We start from the raw sequence: 15,172 nt of genomic DNA, 5'->3' as shown, positions 1-15,172 counted from the left end.
TCTAACTATATATACTTATCCTTTTTAAAAAATTATCATCAATAACTATTAATTTGTGAGTTTCTAGTAATAAAAATATATTTTTGTAATCATTAATATCTAAATGTTCATGCATAGGAATAAATATAAAATTATTTTTTAATCTATTTGCATTCCTCAAGTTTTGATTACAGCTTATGGAAAGATTTGGAAGATTAGTGTTACCAGTCTCAATACCATTTTTAAATAACAACTCTTTAGCCAAATCTATATCTTTAACTTCTATAACAAATTGCCAATAATTATTATACCTCTCTTTTTCTAGATATGAATTGTATATATCTCTAGTTAACCCTATTTCTTTTATTGCTGTTAATACTATTTTAGCGTATAATCTCCTCTTAGAAATTAATATATCTAACTTACCTAGATATTTTCTAATGGTTATAGATTGGAGATTTGTAATGGACTCAAAATAAAAACCAGGAAGAATTGAGCTCTTCTGAAGGCTTATAGATGGCCCAAGTAATTTTTTAAAAAGTTTTGGTTTGAATATTGAAATTATGCTTAGTAATCTATAAGTAAAGATATTAAAGATGTGTTTATTCAGTAATATATTCCATAACAAAGTTTTAGAGACAATTCCTCTTATTCTATTTTTGTCAGGATTATTTAGCTTCTTTTGATAATTTTCAACAGATTTGTAAATCGAAGCAGAATTAGTTATAGCAAAGGCGCCATTATACCCATCAACATATTTCGTTAGAGAGGCACTGTATATTGCAGCGGAACCAAAAGTGCCTAGTAATTTCTTATCAAATTTTGATCCTATGCTCTGAGAAATATCTTCTATTAATCTTACATTATATTTTTTACACAAATTTACTATAACCTCAACATCTGGCACATAACCAAATAGATATGTTAAAAACAAACAACTTGGACTTTCAGCCAACTTATCTTCTAAATGTATATAATTGGGGCCAAAATCTACAAGGTTAACATCAACAAAGTCTACATGTAAATCCAAGCTTTCTATAATATTAAGCATTGGTCCTATATTGATAGGAGTCATTAATACCTTAGAGCCCTTAGGGATATCTAGACTTTTTAATACAGCATGTAGAGCAGTTCTGGCATAAGGAAAAAGAGTTACATTGTAATTATCAAAATATGAACTAATGGATCTCTTTGCTTTTAAGATTTCGTTTCTATCAATCTGACGAGCATAGCTTGGGTTAAGTATTAACTTGGCAAATGCATTTAAGTCATTGGATATTTCATGCTGAATGGATCCTCTAGCGATAGCTCTTTTGATCATTTTAGGTTTGCCTCTGCAGCAATACGGTAAGCATTAGTCATCGTTAGTAAAGCAACACTACTTCCAGGAATTGATGGAAATGTAGATGCATCTGTAACAAAAACATGCTGTATTCCATTTAATTGTCCAGTTACTTTACAAAAACCTTTTGAATTATTTGTTTTAGAAAAAGGTAAAGTAGCACCATAGTGCCACCCTCCTAGTTTGTTACCTCTAGCTATATTTCCCAACACCATAGAGAATGGTATTGGAAGCATAAGGAGTTTTTTGAAATTAGAAAAGACTCCACACTTTACAGCTATTACTTGCCCTAAATTGCATGTATACTCTGGTTCAATTATTTTAATACTCTGGATTAATTTGCTTTCATGCACGTGTTTAACTTCAGTTATTAATTTCGAGTCAATTCCCTGAGAAGAGTGAAATACACTAATTGAGAATTGAAAGAATATTTTTATTAAATTAGTAATATTCCATAAAAATTTGGGAAGTTTCGATTTTAGTTTATCTATTATAATTCTATTTAAGTCTCCTATCTGTGTATGGCTCCAATAGCCGCCTGTATATTTATTATTTATTTCCAGAAAGTATTTACATAAGGCATAGTCTGAATTTTGGGATGACTTTAATTTTCGCCAATTTATAATACTCAGCGGGTTGGCTAATTTAAAATGTAATTGAAGCAAGAATGGAGCTGACTTAATGGTGTAATTCCTTTTGCCGGCTCCATATAAGCTTATATCTACAATAGCTGTAGTATTTATACAGCCAGCTGCTAAAAATACGTATTCGTATTCTAAATATTCATTTCCATTCGCCTTTTCTATCTCAACAATAATATTTTTATTTTTATTTTCCTTCAAGCTTATAACCTTTCTATTATTATAATATTTTATTTTACCTTTATCTATCCACTCGTTAAATATCTCAGAACAATCAAAGGGATAAATATTAATTCTCCCTTGCTTATCCTTCTTATAAGTCTTTGCAATTCTTGAATAACCTAAATAGGACTTTTTTGGTAACCTGGTGCATTTTTCATTGGGATTAAGTGGGAATATAGTATTTAGCTCATCAAATTTTTGGTCTATCTGAAGTGTAGATAATATATGGGAATAGTGCTTTGCTTTAGGTAATGCCTCAAGTGGCCAATCTTTAAGATCCTCATTTTTGGGCTGTAATATAGACCCGCTATAAGCTTTGCTGTAGCCGCCGTAAGCATGGCTAGAGCACATTCTTTCTGAGTGTAACTCGCTACTCCATCTTTTATCATTTATTCCATATGGGAAGAAGCTACCATTAATATCTTTAGAATTGGGTACAGAAATATTTTTTTGATTAAGGTATGGCTTTGTTAGACCAATATCTATAACATCTACTTGTAAATAATCTTTTTCTAGTAAACCTAAGCAAGTGCCATAAGAAGCTAGTCCAGTACCTATTACGAGCACCTTCTTTGGATAGTTATTACTGTCTTGAGCATCGGCAATTATAGTGTCCACTATAAAAATTGAATATGCAACTATTATACCTTTTTAGCTAGCCTATAATGTACAAGTGATAGGAAATTAATTACTCTTGCCATTATTTAGACTAAACCAAACTTTATTCAGATTTGTCTCAGTAGGGATGATCTCTGAAGTGATTTATTTGGTTCTCTTCTTTATTTTTACTAACTCAGGCTTTAAAGGAAACATAGCAGTACTTTTGGCAGGATCAATTTGTATACTGATGACTTCATTCTTACACGCAAGAATTACTTTTAAGACCAGATTTGATTTACAATTTCTTTTATCTTATTTAGTTATTCAATTCATATGTATGCTAGCATCTTTCATAATTGGTTCTCAACTTGTTGCATTAAATGCATCCGACTCTTTGATTGGTTTTGTAACCATGATTTCCTGGGCTTTTATTTCATATGCACTTTGTAAAGTATATTTTAAGCGTGCCCTTTGATTTAATTCACAATAATTGTTAGTATTACCATATCTCTGCCTACTATATATAGCTATTCATGCTTACACGCAAATTAAGTTTTAATGTACGAGAATATCTACCTTTGCTTATTCTTTTAGGCGTTATTTTACCTTTAGCAATACTTCTTAACCCTAACCTTATTCCTAGGCTACTAGGTCAAACATCTCATATTTCAAAATATGGCTACTTGGATATGGAGCACTATATATTTCTAGCCCAGAATAAATATATAGACCTTCAAAGAACAGCTTATTATCCCCTTTGGCCTTTTCTTCTATCTACGTTTACTAAGCTTACAAGCTTGGAAATTTATAAAGCAACAATATTACTATCAAGCATTTTTGGCATTCTTTCAATTACCTTAATCAAGCCTTTGTTTTATAGGGTTTCTAATAGCAGACTTTTTGCAAATTGTTCATTCTATTTATATACCCTAAGTCCTATGACAGTAGTTTTTTTTATGGGATATACCGAATCTATTTTTGCTTTTCAAAGTATTGTCCTCCTGCTTTCTATGCATAATATATTAACTGCTAAAATTTATAGACCTTTTTCACTATTTTTAAATTACTTAGTTATCTTTGCATCTTCAATTTTGCTATCTTTAACAAGGCCAATTTTAATTCAAACTATTTTCTCTATAGCTCTTTCAATCTCTTTTTTGATTATCGCTAATAAAATTAGATTTAGATTTTTAAAGAAATACCTCTTCTTAAGTTCTTTAATCTTGCTTGGAACTTTCGCTGGATATGTGATCTATGGAAATATTCTAGTTGATCATCAATTTAGATTCTTTGAGCCATTTTACGCTCAGGAGATGTGGAATAAATCTTTAGGTTTTCGGCCTATTTACTTTCTTACTTCAAAATCACCATTAATAGATTTCTGGGCTTTATATTATCCTTTTATATTATTAATTGGTTACTTTAATGGATTGTCTAACTATTTTTTTAGAAAAATCTCTACCGTACCTTTTAGAAAATTAGCTTTAACTTTGCTATATCCTCCAATCGGAATAATCTCAGGCATATTCTCTAATGATATTTCTAAAAGAACAGCTTCAGAAAATTTAGATCAGCCTAAAAATACACTGATAACAACATATACCGCAGACAAAGACTTTCTTTTCTATTTCTCTACATTTTTTGCATTCTCACATTCATTAATCTGTTTTTTAACACAGCCCTTTTATATGGCTTCGCTAGGAAGATATGTATTTGGCCAGCCATTCTTCTACCTTTCTTTATGTTTATTTTTAAACAACCGTATCGAGCTTATATCCATTAAGCAAAGATATTTATTTCTCGCAACCCTATTTATATCTAGCCTTTACTTGTTGATTAACTTTATAAATTATGCTAACGCTGACTTCTTACCCTAGTTTTTCTGGCTACTAGAAGAATTGAACTTCCAATTAGGAATGGGATGAATCTTGAAAGAAGATTCTCTATCTCAAGTATTTTTATCATTAATTTATTAATTAATTTAGACGGCATTTCTAGAGATGATTTATTAACTATTATTTTTTTCTTGAATTTCTTTGAAACTTCATACCATCTACTTTGAAGCCATATTACTGGAGATAATAATGTGTTCCAATAATTTATGCTAACTATCTCTAAATCAGTTTCTAGAAGTAATTCCTCTAAATCAGATTTTACGAACCTCCTAGCTCCCCAGTCCCTCTCATCATGAGCCCTTCTAAGACTAGGGATAGCAGCCACATTCAAAATCAGTATTCCATCCAACTTTAGTAAATTTGAAATGATTTTTATAGCTAGTTTGGGATCAACATTTCTATGATATAAAACATCCATAGACAGTACTATGTCAAAACTTTTATCTTGTATATTTAATTCTTCTATAGCGCAATTATTTATATTTAACCCTTGTTCTTTACAGTAATTGTAAGCCCATTCTTCAGGTTCGCAGCCACATGCTGTGCTTATCAAACCTGTTCCTTTTAGTTTCACCAGCATCCCGCCTGTACCGCATCCAGCATCAAATAAGCTTAGTTTCCTTTCTTTTTTTTTAAACTCTTTTCCTATTAAAGCCCTGATAAGTTTTAGTCTGTGAATAAACCACCAATGTTTTGCCTCGACCCTGGCCATTACTTTGTATTCATTTAACTCCATTTTTTAAGTAATTTTCTTTATTATAATTGAAATCATTTTTATACACCCCTTGTTTATTTTCTTGTTTAATTAATTATAAAACTTATGCTTTTCTTTATGCGAAACCATTTGATGTCGTATGGATTCACTTATGCACTCTTTTTATAACACCAATGATTTGAGATAATCGCCTATGAGGTTTTCCACCTATCAGCAGATCTTTCGATTTGAGACCTGCTTGCTTCGGTTTCATAGACCTATTAGTACCCTATCAATGAATATGAAAGCTAAAAACCCTTGCAATAACTGACTTATGTACTTCCAGGACATCATTACTCAATTAAATTTATTCTGGTCTAATCAGGGATGCTTGCTTCTCCAGCCTTATGACACCGAGAAAGGAGCTGGAACTATGAGCCCTCATACGATTTTGCGAGCTATAGGCCCAGAACCATGGGCAGTTGCTTACCCTGAACCTTGCAGAAGGCCAACGGATGGCAGGTATGGCGATAACCCCAATAGAGCCCAGCATTATTTTCAGTATCAGGTGCTAATTAAACCTTCCCCAGATTCCATACAGGAAAAATATCTTTGCTCTCTAGAGTCGCTAGGTATTGATCAAAGTAAGCACGATATTAGATTTGTTGAAGACAATTGGGAGTCTCCTACACTGGGGGCCTGGGGAGTTGGATGGGAAGTTTGGCTTGATGGAATGGAAATTACCCAATTCACCTATTTTCAGCAATGTGGGGGCATTGATTGTAAGCCTGTATCGATTGAAATTACTTATGGGTTAGAACGACTAGCAATGTATCTTCAAAATGTGGAGAGTATCTGGGATTTAATGTGGGATAAAAATTACAGCTATGGAGATATATGGCTTAATCAAGAGAAAGAAAACTGTAAGTTTAATTTTGAATATTCCAATGCTGAAAGATTAAATAAGCTTTTTGATATTTATGAATCAGAGGCTAAGCAATTAGTTTCCCAAAATCTTCCTATACCCGCTTTAGATTATGTCCTGAAGTGTAGCCATACTTTTAATCTTTTAGAAGCAAGAGGGGTTATTTCAGTTACAGAAAGAACCGCAACAATAACAAGAATTCGCAACCTTTCTCGTCAAGTAGCAGAACTTTGGTTGGTTGAGAGAGAAAGGTTAAGTTTCCCTTTACTGAAAAATAAAAATCTCTAAGTAAAAATCGAAACTATCAAAATATTGAGATAATTCACTATGCTAAAAGCACTTCGGCATCGCTGGATGGAAGAAGTAAAAAGAAAGAAGATGTAAAATTTTATACATCACGCAATTACACGATTAGTAAAAGTAATTAATGATACTTGAGGATGTTCCAAAGATAACCTTCTTTGATTTGTATATATATATAGTATAAGTGCCCATTTTCTGGGCATCCGTGTGAGGAACTCAATGAAATTATTCCAGCAGTTGCTGGTGATCCCTGCTGCTTTGGGATTGGTTGCTCCTTTGGCTGCTAATGCAGCTGAAGTGAATATGACTGATGTATCAAAGTACGCTTCGAAACCAGCTAAAAAGCTAAAGGCTCCTTCCAGTTCACAATTCTCAGATATTGTTCCTGGAGATTGGGCTTATACAGCACTTCAAAATCTAAGCGATTCTTATGGTTGTGTAGACAATTCCTACACTCAAAACCTTAAGTCTGGTTTGGCTTTAACTCGTTATGAGGCTGCAGCATTAGTAAATGCATGCTTTGAAAATGGTCTCATGGCAAATGCCGAGGGAGTATCTTCTGATGCTTCGCTTTTGGCAGAAGAGTTTGGCGTTGAAATGGCCATTCTCAAAGGAAGAGTAGATGGTCTTGAGTACAAGCTTAATGAACTTAGTGCTGGCCAATTCGCCTCTACTACAAAGTTAAAAGGTAGAGCAGCTTTTGTTGTTGGTGGAGTTAACTATGATTCAAATGCTGATGCAGCTGTCGATCATGGTGACAAAATCAGCGGAACATACAGCTATAGAATTGAATTAAATTCAAGCTTTACAGGTACTGATCGTCTTTACACAAGACTCATGACCGGCAACATGGGTACTTCAAACCCTTGGGGCGATAAGGATGGTGGTACTTATTTAGCAGTTGCAAATGGTAATTCCGACATTATCGAAGTAGATAAGCTTTGGTATGAATGGACCCATGGGGAAGTTAAATACTGGGCTGGTCCTAAGATTGAGAACTACTACATGTTGGCTACAGCGCCATCTATTTACAAGCCAGTTCTTAAGCAATTTGCTCTAGGTGGTAATGGAGCTACTTATGGCTCAAGTACTTCACCAGGTTTTGGTGCTGCTTGGACCCAGCCAACAGATTCTTATACAGACAAGCGTTGGACTGTAAGTCTTAACCACGCTTCTTCTAGTGGAAGTGATGCGGACGCCGGTATCTTGACAGATACTGAAAGTAAGACTTTAGGTCAGGTTTCTTACGGTAACCATAGATGGCAAATTATTGCCGCTGTAGCTCATCACGGTTGTGATGAAGCAGATAACTGCAAAAACTGGTCTGATTATTATTCAACAGCTGCAGGTAATGATGTAACTGGTGAAGGCGAAGATGCCTACGCTCTTCGTTATTACTGGAAACCTGCTGAAACTGGAGCTATCCCTGCTTTCCAGCTTGGTTTTGATTGGAGGACTTTAAATGAGCCTGACAATAATGAAATCAAAAGAACTGCTTCTTGGATGGCAGGTCTTATGTGGAAAGACTTCATGAACTCTGGTAACAGAGCTGGATTGGCATTTGGTTCACGCCAGCACGCTACTAGCTATGAAGGAACAACAGGTGAGGATGATGCAGAAGACAACTTTGTTTGGGAAGTTTATTACGACTACAAAGTTTCTGATGGCATTACAGTTACACCTGCGCTCTTCGGTGGAAGCGAAGTTTATGACGGTTCCGATGACAACATTATCGGTGCTTTAGTACAGACAACCTTTAAGTTCTGATCTTCAAAAAAAGATCACTTCTTAAAAAAAAAAGGATGCCATTTTGGCATCCTTTTTTTATGTTAAAAAAATTACCAACAATTTTCCCCTTCTCCTATTGGTATGCAGATGTCTTCTTCTTTTGCCTTTTCTTTTGCTGCTTTTGCTTCCTTGTCAAGGCTGCTTTCTTCATCAATGCCTTGATCTGTAGTCCATTCTTTTAATCCACCTAAACTTTTTTCACCGGCATTTACAAGATTTGCCTGCAAAGAACCTGAAGCAATAAGTGCTGTAGCAGCCATAAATATTGCCACTGGAGACCTTTTGACCATATCCTTGTTGAAAACTTTTATTATATTGCCGCTAATTAGCTTAAAACATTACCACCTATGTTACGAATGGATGTATAAAAGGTTGCAAATTAATCTCCAAGTCTTCTTAAAAGATTGCTATAAGATTGAAATACAAGATCTAGTTCATTAGATCTTCCATACTTTGCTAGTAGTCCTCTTGAGCCAGCATCTAAGCTAAATAGATAATTTCTGTCATCATTATTAGATACATAACTTTGGATCCAACCAACGCACACTAATCTTTTCCCCTTTGTTACTGTGTTAACAGAATGAAGACTTGTACTTGGGTAAATTATTATTTCGCCCTTTTTTAATTTAATTTCTTTTGTTTCATTAATTGTTTGTATGCATAGCTCACCCCCTTCGAAAGAACCTGGTTCACTTAGAAAAACAGTAAAGGATAAGTCACTTCTACCTGTAGACATGTAAGGATTATCAACATGACTACCATATCCTTGACCAACTGATGATTGGGTGAACATCACTCCATGAACTTTTCTTGGTAGAGAAAAACTTTTAACTAGTTGATCTGAAGTAATTGCTTGGACAATTTTCTTACTGTTTTGTACTGCTGAGATTGAGCTTTTATTTAGTTGCAAGTTGTTTTTTACTGCTTTTGCATGAGAACCTGCGGTTGTTTTTCCATCTTCCCAGGAAGCTTTTTCTTCAAGAACCCCTTTAACAATAGATTCAGTAATCTCATCGCTTAAGAGCTGATGTATTAAATAATTCATCTGAGCAATAAGTAACCTTGAAAATGTTTAGTATTAAATAATTGCACCAAGGATCAATTAATACATATATATGTATAAAAAGATTAACATGAAAAAAACTTCGATTTGTATAAACTATTTATAACTATCTTTTGTCTCTTAATCAATTAATGAAAATCTTAGAACGTTTTCTTCCTTCTTTTATACTTACAACTGTTTTCGCTGCTAGTGGATCTGTTATTGGCCTAAATGCAGAATCTAAGGAAGTTAGAGTTTATTCTGGCCGCCACTACAATACAGACCGCCTGGTATTTAAAAAATTTGCTGAACAAACTGGCATTCGAGTCAGGTTGATAGAGGCTACAGGTATTTCCTTAATTGAAAGGCTTAAGAGAGAAGGGAAGAATTCAAATGCAGATGTTATTTTATTGGTAGATGCTGCAAGGATTACCAATGCAGCTAAGCAAGGATTACTCCAACCTTACAGGTCAGTAAAGTTGGAAGAAAGCGTTCCCGCTAAATATCGTGACCCTAAATTCCGTTGGTTTGCTCTTACTAGAAGAGTAAGAGTTTTAGTTGCTAATCCTAATCTGGTTGATATAAATAAGATTAAAAGTTACTCTGATCTTTCTGACCCCTCTTTAAAAGGTTTAGTTTGCTTGCGTAAAAGGAATAGCCCATATAATCAGTCGCTAGTTGCAGATCAGTTGGTTCTCAATGGGGATGCTAAAACTCAAAAATGGCTAAAAGGAATGATTTCAAATGTTTCTCAACCATATTTCCCTGGCGATATAGGAATAACTAGAGCCGTAGCTCAGGGGAAATGCGGGATAGGAATTGTCAATCATTATTATGTCGCACGTATGCTTGCAGGGGTGAATGGGAAAAAAGATATTGAATTTGCAAAGAAAGTTCGAGTAATTACACCTGACCCAGCTCATGTCAATGTTAGCGCTGGTGGATTAGCTAAATATGCTCAGAACAAATCAGAGGGTATACAATTACTAGAGTTTCTTGCTTCCCCGACAGGAAGCAAAGGCTTAGCAGGGCCAACATATGAGCATCCATTAATTGGCTTTAATGAGTCTAAGGAAGTAAAAATATTTGGTAGATTTACACCTGATAAAGTTTCAATTAACCAACTAGGTGATTTTAATTCAAAAGCAATTAAATATATGTCTCAAGCAGGATGGAAATAATATTTTCATCTTTCTTTCTAAATACAATTTATTTTAAAAATATATTAACTTTTTCATTAATGATATAAGACTATTACAATCGGGATTCGGGAGAGGTGGCTGAGTGGTCGAAAGCGAGCGACTCGAAATCGTTTGACAAGCAATTGTCCGTGGGTTCGAATCCCACCCTCTCCGCATTTTTAATTTTTTTAGTTTTACATGTATCCAAGTTTATCTCTCGTACTAATTGGAATCATGACCTTCCTAACTCCAATAAAAGTTTTAGCATTAGACTCTTGTAGTTCGGCAATGAAAAAAACTGGTCTTGATTTAATAGTGGTCGATGGTAAGTATAAATTGGTCTCAACACAAATGGTAAAAGTTGATTCTGATTTAAAAGAGGATTTTGTTAAATCATTATTTGAAGCAGAGTCGATCGCTAGAGTTGAAATTTTGAGATATATAGAATCAATATGTAGTGATGATGAATGTTTTCATCCTAAAAAGATAAGTGATACGCCTACTTTAGATTCACAATTAAAAATGATGGTTACTACTTCTAAATGTCATAATCGTAAGAAATATGTGCACGTAAGAGTTGAGGCTATCCCTGAAATATCACATTTTTAGGTTAATTAATTACATTTTTAGTGGTCAGTAGGATGAGTACAGAAAATCTTGAAGGGGTGTGGTTGCAATAGCAATAGGAGAGTCCTTTCTCTTTTGAACACTATGTTCACGACAATTTCCCAAGGCTTTATCCTTTGGCCTGAGGTGGTCCATCCCACTGGGGTATCCAGAGCAACCGTTTATCAAAAAATGGTTGACAAGACTTTCCCTCGCCAGATTTCTATAGGTTCAAACTTAGTGGTTGTGTTGGAAAAAGATATTAAAAATTGGATATAAGAGAAAGCTAATCAAATCAAGGTTTTACCGCTGCTTTCTTTACTTATGAACGTTTCATATAGTGTCATTGTGATGTTAGGCTAAGTGTTAGATTATTCAAAATTAATTGGTATAACTTGTTTCATGACATCTCATATACGTTGAGGTATGCCCAAGTCGACAGACAACCTCTGCGTAGTAAAGTTCAAGGAGATTATTTATAACATTGGCTTTCACTGACAAACTTGCAAGTATTACAAGGAATGTCATGCACAAAATACATATTAGGCAAAACATTACTGAGATAAGTCGCCAAAGGATGCAAGGTCTGCTTAGTGAAGAGTATCTAAAAGTACCAAAAAACTATTTTCAAGGGAAAAAGTGCTTAGACATTGGTTGCGGATCAAATGCAGCTGGCACGGTTAACCTTCTCAATCTTGGCGCAGCTTTTGTTAATTTAGTTGATGTTGATGATTCTTTTATTAAGCCTGCTTCTGAATTATTGAAGAAGTATGAATTCTCAAGCGAAAAGTGGGAGCCGAGAGTTGCAAATGCTACAGACCTTCCTTTCCTTGAAAATAGTTTTGACTTCATTTTGTGCCAAGGAGTACTCCATCATGTTGGAGATGAAAAAAAAGCTCTCTCAGAAATCCACAGAGTGCTCGCTCCAAAAGGTAAATTCTTTGTTGCTGTTGAAGGATCAGGTGGATTAATTGGAGATTTCGTAATGAAAACCATGCGAGATGTGTATCGTGACAATGAGGTTTTTAAAGATTTAATAGATAACAATCTAAATCTAGAAAATATTCGCATATTGATTACTGAAATGAAAAATAAGATTCCTAACGATCAAACTCAGTCTTATATTAGCTCCCAACAATTTCTTGATTCATTATTAGATTTAATAGATCAAGATCTTCTGCTAACGATAGAGGATAGACTCTTGGCTCCATCTTATAGACAATCCACTGAGAGTGAATACCTTAAAAGGTTATCTGAGGCTGGATTCTCTTCAGCGTATCGAGTTAGCAAGTCTCCCAAATTCTCAAATATTCGTAAGATTGTTGCACCTTTTTATAAAGACTATAACAGCCCAATAGCAAAGATCCTATATGGTGACGGAGGTGTAATGAGTTTTGTAGTTTCTAAACAATAATTGATAGGTATATATTTAGATTGAGACTTGGTTTAGTAACCTCCTTTTATAGCAAGTTCAAAAACCTTTTTTCTCTAAGCTTGAGATAGTGCTATGCCTCTTTATAATTGACTGACAAAATCACTGAATAAATTGAATTTAAACACTTTCCTTTTGCTATTGTTAGTAGTAGCTAATTATACGAACCTTTACATGACTCATATTAAGAAGAGGCGTTAAATTAAGCCTTTTTAAAAATCAACTTTTATTAATTCCTCAATTCTGAGCTAATTGATATTCAACAATCAGCACTAGTTAAGCCCATTCCAAGAACTGCACCTAGGGGGATAGACCATCCATAAGCATCTTTTTTGGATAGAGCAGCAGCAATACCCCCACCAATCAATCCCCCAGTAGTTTTGTTTGGGCTATTACAAGAACTGGCAATTTTTCTTGGAGCATAGCCCTGCCTTGGTACTAGGTAACCATAATTTCTCTTAAGAGGCTCAGAAGAATATCGATTCCCATGTATTAGATAACCTCTTTTAGTTCTTTTATTCCAATGGGGTTTGTAATTCTGGTATCTTCTAACAGTTCTCCAATTAGTGGAGATGCAAGGAACAGAAACTTCATCCTTAAAATATCTGACGTAACCTGGCGAGGATTCTGAACCAGGAATATATTCTTCTCTGTACTCAGTTTTAAAACATTTTCGCTCTGAGGAGAAGCCAGGTTGGTACTCGTCATATGCCTGTACCTGAGACGGTGCTATCAATAGTGAAGTAAGTAAGACAGATAAGGCCTTCATAACATTAGCTTGTATATATAGATAATACATATATTCAATACTACTAGCATAAAGAGGGACAGTAAATTTTCTAACTGTATAAAAAAATAGAAGTTAATTTCTTTTGAAAGAACTACAAAGACAAGTATGCTAATTTTTATTAGTTATCAACAAAATCAATTTCTACTTTTTTAAGCTCTCTCAGCATCTCTAACTTAATATCTAGTGCCATAAGATATTTTCGACTAGTAAAAATAACTTGTTCACGATTTATACCCCCAGCCCAAAGAGAAAATCTTGGTAAATATTGATACAATCCATAGCAAATATCACACGTTTTTACTCCATACCAACCGACTTCAACTAAATTAGTTCCTGTCCTATACTCATCAACTACATTGCGTAGTAAGTTGGAATGAACAGAGTATTGCTTTGCATATAAGACATTCCCATAAGAGTCAAGTAATTTGATTCTTATAGGATTAAAATAAGACACATCATTATTATATTGTTCACTATTTTTATGCAGATTCCATATCCAATAGTTATAGAGCTCTTTCTCATTGTATTTATCTCTCATGTATTCATAAATATCATTAATGCGATAAATTGTCTGCTTAGCTTGAGGTAAATTCGTATCAAATATTGTAAGCAAGTGATCATTTTTACTATGAGCTAATTTTAAATTTGGACTTGTTCCACTAAAGGCTATTTTCTTTTGATCACTAATATTATCAAGTATATTTATGATATTTTCTTGGAAATTCTTTTTCAACTTAATTTGAAATGGAAATATGAATGTTGTTTTGGTATTCCATCCAGACAGTGCTCCATTACTTTTACAGTAAGAGTAACTAGGGTTTTTTTTACAATAATCAGAAGACCAGAAGTCAACTAAATTTATTGGCTGATCGATTTCAATTTTATATACTTCACCGTTCCTAACTGGCTTGAAAATTTTGTTTATTAGTAAATCATACTTAGATGCTAAATTATCTGTCTCTGCAGCAGCTTTGGCAAATAAATTAATAGATACATCTTTTGAACCATAAGCTAATTTCTTTACATATGCTTTAAAATCTTCGACCCTTATATCAACTCTAGCTTTTACAACATAGAGTTCATTCTCAACTCTAGTATCCAGAATCTGGAAGGACTTTATAGAACCTTGAGAATATTCTCTTATTACTTCCTTGTAATCTTCATTAGATTGGAATTTAAAATCAACTTTAGATTCAGAATTAATGCCACTATTAAGTTTGGTTTGCATTTTTAGCATTGTTTCTGTATCAACAAAAGATCCAACTACTTGCATTAAGGCATTTTTTGCAGCATTTTGAGCAGCGTCTGGGACCGAGGAGCCAAAACCTTCAATTATAATAGTTTTAATTTTCTTATATTCAGCTACTAATGGGCTTTCAATATTATTAGTTGTAAATTCTTTATTAGTTTTATAGAAAATTTCTTTAGCAGAAATGTTAGGGATATTAATTGCTGCTAGGCCCAGCAGACAGATTATCTTTTTCACGAGATTAACAAATAATAGAAGAAGGCTTTTAAATTTTACTTTAATAGCCTATGGATACTACAAGTCTACATTTTGACAGCCTAGTGCTTCTCTTTTGTAAATTAAGTACCTGCATTCCTCCTTTTTCCCTAACTAGATATTATTCCAAATTAATTATGTAGCCAGCTTCCCTATCCTTACCATGACTTTTATTAAGTGAGAGACACATACCATCAAATTAGGGGCCTTTAGAAATCACTTACCATT

General features: G+C 33.9%; 14 protein-coding genes and 1 tRNA gene. 8 read left to right on the top strand and 7 right to left on the bottom strand.

What is annotated here, in order from left to right:
• Position 1: 1 nt before the first annotated feature.
• Together O5635_RS03545 and O5635_RS03540 are read right to left on the bottom strand one after the other, a co-directional pair.
• Positions 2 to 1,300, bottom strand: a complete 1,299-nt coding sequence (locus O5635_RS03545; protein ID WP_269607980.1) for a DegT/DnrJ/EryC1/StrS family aminotransferase — start codon at positions 1,298 to 1,300, stop codon at positions 2 to 4.
• Positions 1,297 to 2,802 carry a GMC oxidoreductase gene (locus tag O5635_RS03540; RefSeq protein WP_036902487.1) on the bottom strand — a complete coding sequence of 502 codons (1,506 nt, stop codon included), beginning with the start codon at positions 2,800 to 2,802 and terminating at the stop codon, positions 1,297 to 1,299. The genes O5635_RS03545 and O5635_RS03540 overlap by 4 nt, the downstream gene beginning before the upstream one ends.
• Before the next feature lie 515 nt (positions 2,803 to 3,317).
• On the opposite strand from O5635_RS03540, the gene O5635_RS03535 reads away from it, so the two are divergent.
• Entirely contained in the window at positions 3,318 to 4,661 is a 1,344-nt protein-coding gene (locus O5635_RS03535) for a hypothetical protein (protein ID WP_036902490.1), read from the top strand.
• On the opposite strand, the gene O5635_RS03530 is transcribed toward O5635_RS03535, so the two are convergent.
• The gene (locus tag O5635_RS03530; protein WP_269607978.1) at positions 4,639 to 5,391 is read right to left on the bottom strand and encodes a class I SAM-dependent methyltransferase; all 753 of its coding nucleotides are present in this window, start codon (positions 5,389 to 5,391) and stop codon (positions 4,639 to 4,641) included. The two genes, O5635_RS03535 and O5635_RS03530, sit on opposite strands and share 23 nt — an antisense overlap.
• A gap of 316 nt (positions 5,392 to 5,707) precedes the next feature.
• On the opposite strand from O5635_RS03530, the gene glyQ reads away from it, so the two are divergent.
• Both glyQ and O5635_RS03520 read left to right on the top strand, forming a co-directional pair.
• Positions 5,708 to 6,586, top strand: a complete 879-nt coding sequence (gene glyQ / locus O5635_RS03525; protein ID WP_036902492.1) for a glycine--tRNA ligase subunit alpha — start codon at positions 5,708 to 5,710, stop codon at positions 6,584 to 6,586.
• Positions 6,587 to 6,820: 234 nt separating this feature from the next.
• A complete protein-coding gene (locus tag O5635_RS03520) occupies positions 6,821 to 8,368 on the top strand; it encodes an iron uptake porin (protein ID WP_036902495.1) in 1,548 nt (515 codons plus the stop codon).
• Between the two features lie 71 nt (positions 8,369 to 8,439).
• On the opposite strand, the gene O5635_RS03515 is transcribed toward O5635_RS03520, so the two are convergent.
• Both O5635_RS03515 and O5635_RS03510 read right to left on the bottom strand, forming a co-directional pair.
• Positions 8,440 to 8,679, bottom strand: coding sequence for a hypothetical protein (locus O5635_RS03515; RefSeq protein ID WP_036902496.1), 240 nt, complete (start codon positions 8,677 to 8,679; stop codon positions 8,440 to 8,442).
• An 89-nt stretch (positions 8,680 to 8,768) separates the two neighbouring features.
• The gene (locus O5635_RS03510; RefSeq protein ID WP_036902497.1) at positions 8,769 to 9,434 is read right to left on the bottom strand and encodes a Fe2+-dependent dioxygenase; all 666 of its coding nucleotides are present in this window, start codon (positions 9,432 to 9,434) and stop codon (positions 8,769 to 8,771) included.
• 149 nt (positions 9,435 to 9,583) lie between these two features.
• On the opposite strand from O5635_RS03510, the gene O5635_RS03505 reads away from it, so the two are divergent.
• The 5 genes from O5635_RS03505 (at position 9,584) to O5635_RS03485 (ending at position 12,632) form a co-directional block, all read left to right on the top strand.
• The gene (locus tag O5635_RS03505; RefSeq protein ID WP_036902498.1) at positions 9,584 to 10,612 is read left to right on the top strand and encodes an extracellular solute-binding protein; all 1,029 of its coding nucleotides are present in this window, start codon (positions 9,584 to 9,586) and stop codon (positions 10,610 to 10,612) included.
• Positions 10,613 to 10,701: 89 nt separating this feature from the next.
• A tRNA-Ser gene (locus O5635_RS03500) sits at positions 10,702 to 10,786 on the top strand.
• 60 nt (positions 10,787 to 10,846) lie between these two features.
• Positions 10,847 to 11,221, top strand: coding sequence for a hypothetical protein (locus O5635_RS03495; protein ID WP_036902499.1), 375 nt, complete (start codon positions 10,847 to 10,849; stop codon positions 11,219 to 11,221).
• A 102-nt stretch (positions 11,222 to 11,323) separates the two neighbouring features.
• Positions 11,324 to 11,497 (top strand): helix-turn-helix transcriptional regulator, encoded by a 174-nt coding sequence (locus O5635_RS03490; RefSeq protein WP_269607970.1) that lies wholly within the window; start codon positions 11,324 to 11,326, stop codon positions 11,495 to 11,497.
• A gap of 205 nt (positions 11,498 to 11,702) precedes the next feature.
• Complete coding sequence (locus O5635_RS03485; RefSeq protein ID WP_036902501.1) at positions 11,703 to 12,632, top strand: class I SAM-dependent methyltransferase; 930 nt, start codon at positions 11,703 to 11,705, stop codon at positions 12,630 to 12,632.
• A gap of 277 nt (positions 12,633 to 12,909) precedes the next feature.
• On the opposite strand, the gene O5635_RS03480 is transcribed toward O5635_RS03485, so the two are convergent.
• Positions 12,910 to 13,419 carry a hypothetical protein gene (locus O5635_RS03480; protein ID WP_036902504.1) on the bottom strand — a complete coding sequence of 170 codons (510 nt, stop codon included), beginning with the start codon at positions 13,417 to 13,419 and terminating at the stop codon, positions 12,910 to 12,912.
• A 139-nt stretch (positions 13,420 to 13,558) separates the two neighbouring features.
• Positions 13,559 to 14,926 (bottom strand): hypothetical protein, encoded by a 1,368-nt coding sequence (locus tag O5635_RS03475; RefSeq protein ID WP_036902506.1) that lies wholly within the window; start codon positions 14,924 to 14,926, stop codon positions 13,559 to 13,561.
• Between the last annotated feature and the right edge of the window lie 246 nt (positions 14,927 to 15,172).

This window comes from Prochlorococcus marinus str. MIT 0919 (assembly GCF_027359375.1).
In the GTDB taxonomy this organism is placed as follows: Bacteria; Cyanobacteriota; Cyanobacteriia; order PCC-6307; family Cyanobiaceae; genus Prochlorococcus_D.
This window is presented reverse-complemented; position numbering and strand designations above follow the sequence as displayed.

Excerpts from the sequence above, each read along its gene's own strand:
- O5635_RS03520 (WP_036902495.1), top strand. The coding sequence starts at position 6,821 with ATGAAATTATTCCAGCAGTTGCTGGTGATCCCTGCTGCTTTGGGATTG.
- O5635_RS03535 (WP_036902490.1), top strand. The coding sequence starts at position 3,318 with ATGCTTACACGCAAATTAAGTTTTAATGTACGAGAATATCTACCTTTG.
- O5635_RS03505 (WP_036902498.1), top strand. The coding sequence starts at position 9,584 with ATGAAAATCTTAGAACGTTTTCTTCCTTCTTTTATACTTACAACTGTT.
- O5635_RS03490 (WP_269607970.1), top strand. The coding sequence starts at position 11,324 with ATGTTCACGACAATTTCCCAAGGCTTTATCCTTTGGCCTGAGGTGGTC.
- O5635_RS03530 (WP_269607978.1), bottom strand. The coding sequence starts at position 5,391 with ATGGCCAGGGTCGAGGCAAAACATTGGTGGTTTATTCACAGACTAAAA.
- glyQ (WP_036902492.1), top strand. The coding sequence starts at position 5,708 with ATGTACTTCCAGGACATCATTACTCAATTAAATTTATTCTGGTCTAAT.
- O5635_RS03510 (WP_036902497.1), bottom strand. The coding sequence starts at position 9,434 with ATGAATTATTTAATACATCAGCTCTTAAGCGATGAGATTACTGAATCT.
- O5635_RS03480 (WP_036902504.1), bottom strand. The coding sequence starts at position 13,419 with ATGAAGGCCTTATCTGTCTTACTTACTTCACTATTGATAGCACCGTCT.
- O5635_RS03515 (WP_036902496.1), bottom strand. The coding sequence starts at position 8,679 with ATGGTCAAAAGGTCTCCAGTGGCAATATTTATGGCTGCTACAGCACTT.
- O5635_RS03545 (WP_269607980.1), bottom strand. The coding sequence starts at position 1,300 with ATGATCAAAAGAGCTATCGCTAGAGGATCCATTCAGCATGAAATATCC.
- O5635_RS03495 (WP_036902499.1), top strand. The coding sequence starts at position 10,847 with ATGACCTTCCTAACTCCAATAAAAGTTTTAGCATTAGACTCTTGTAGT.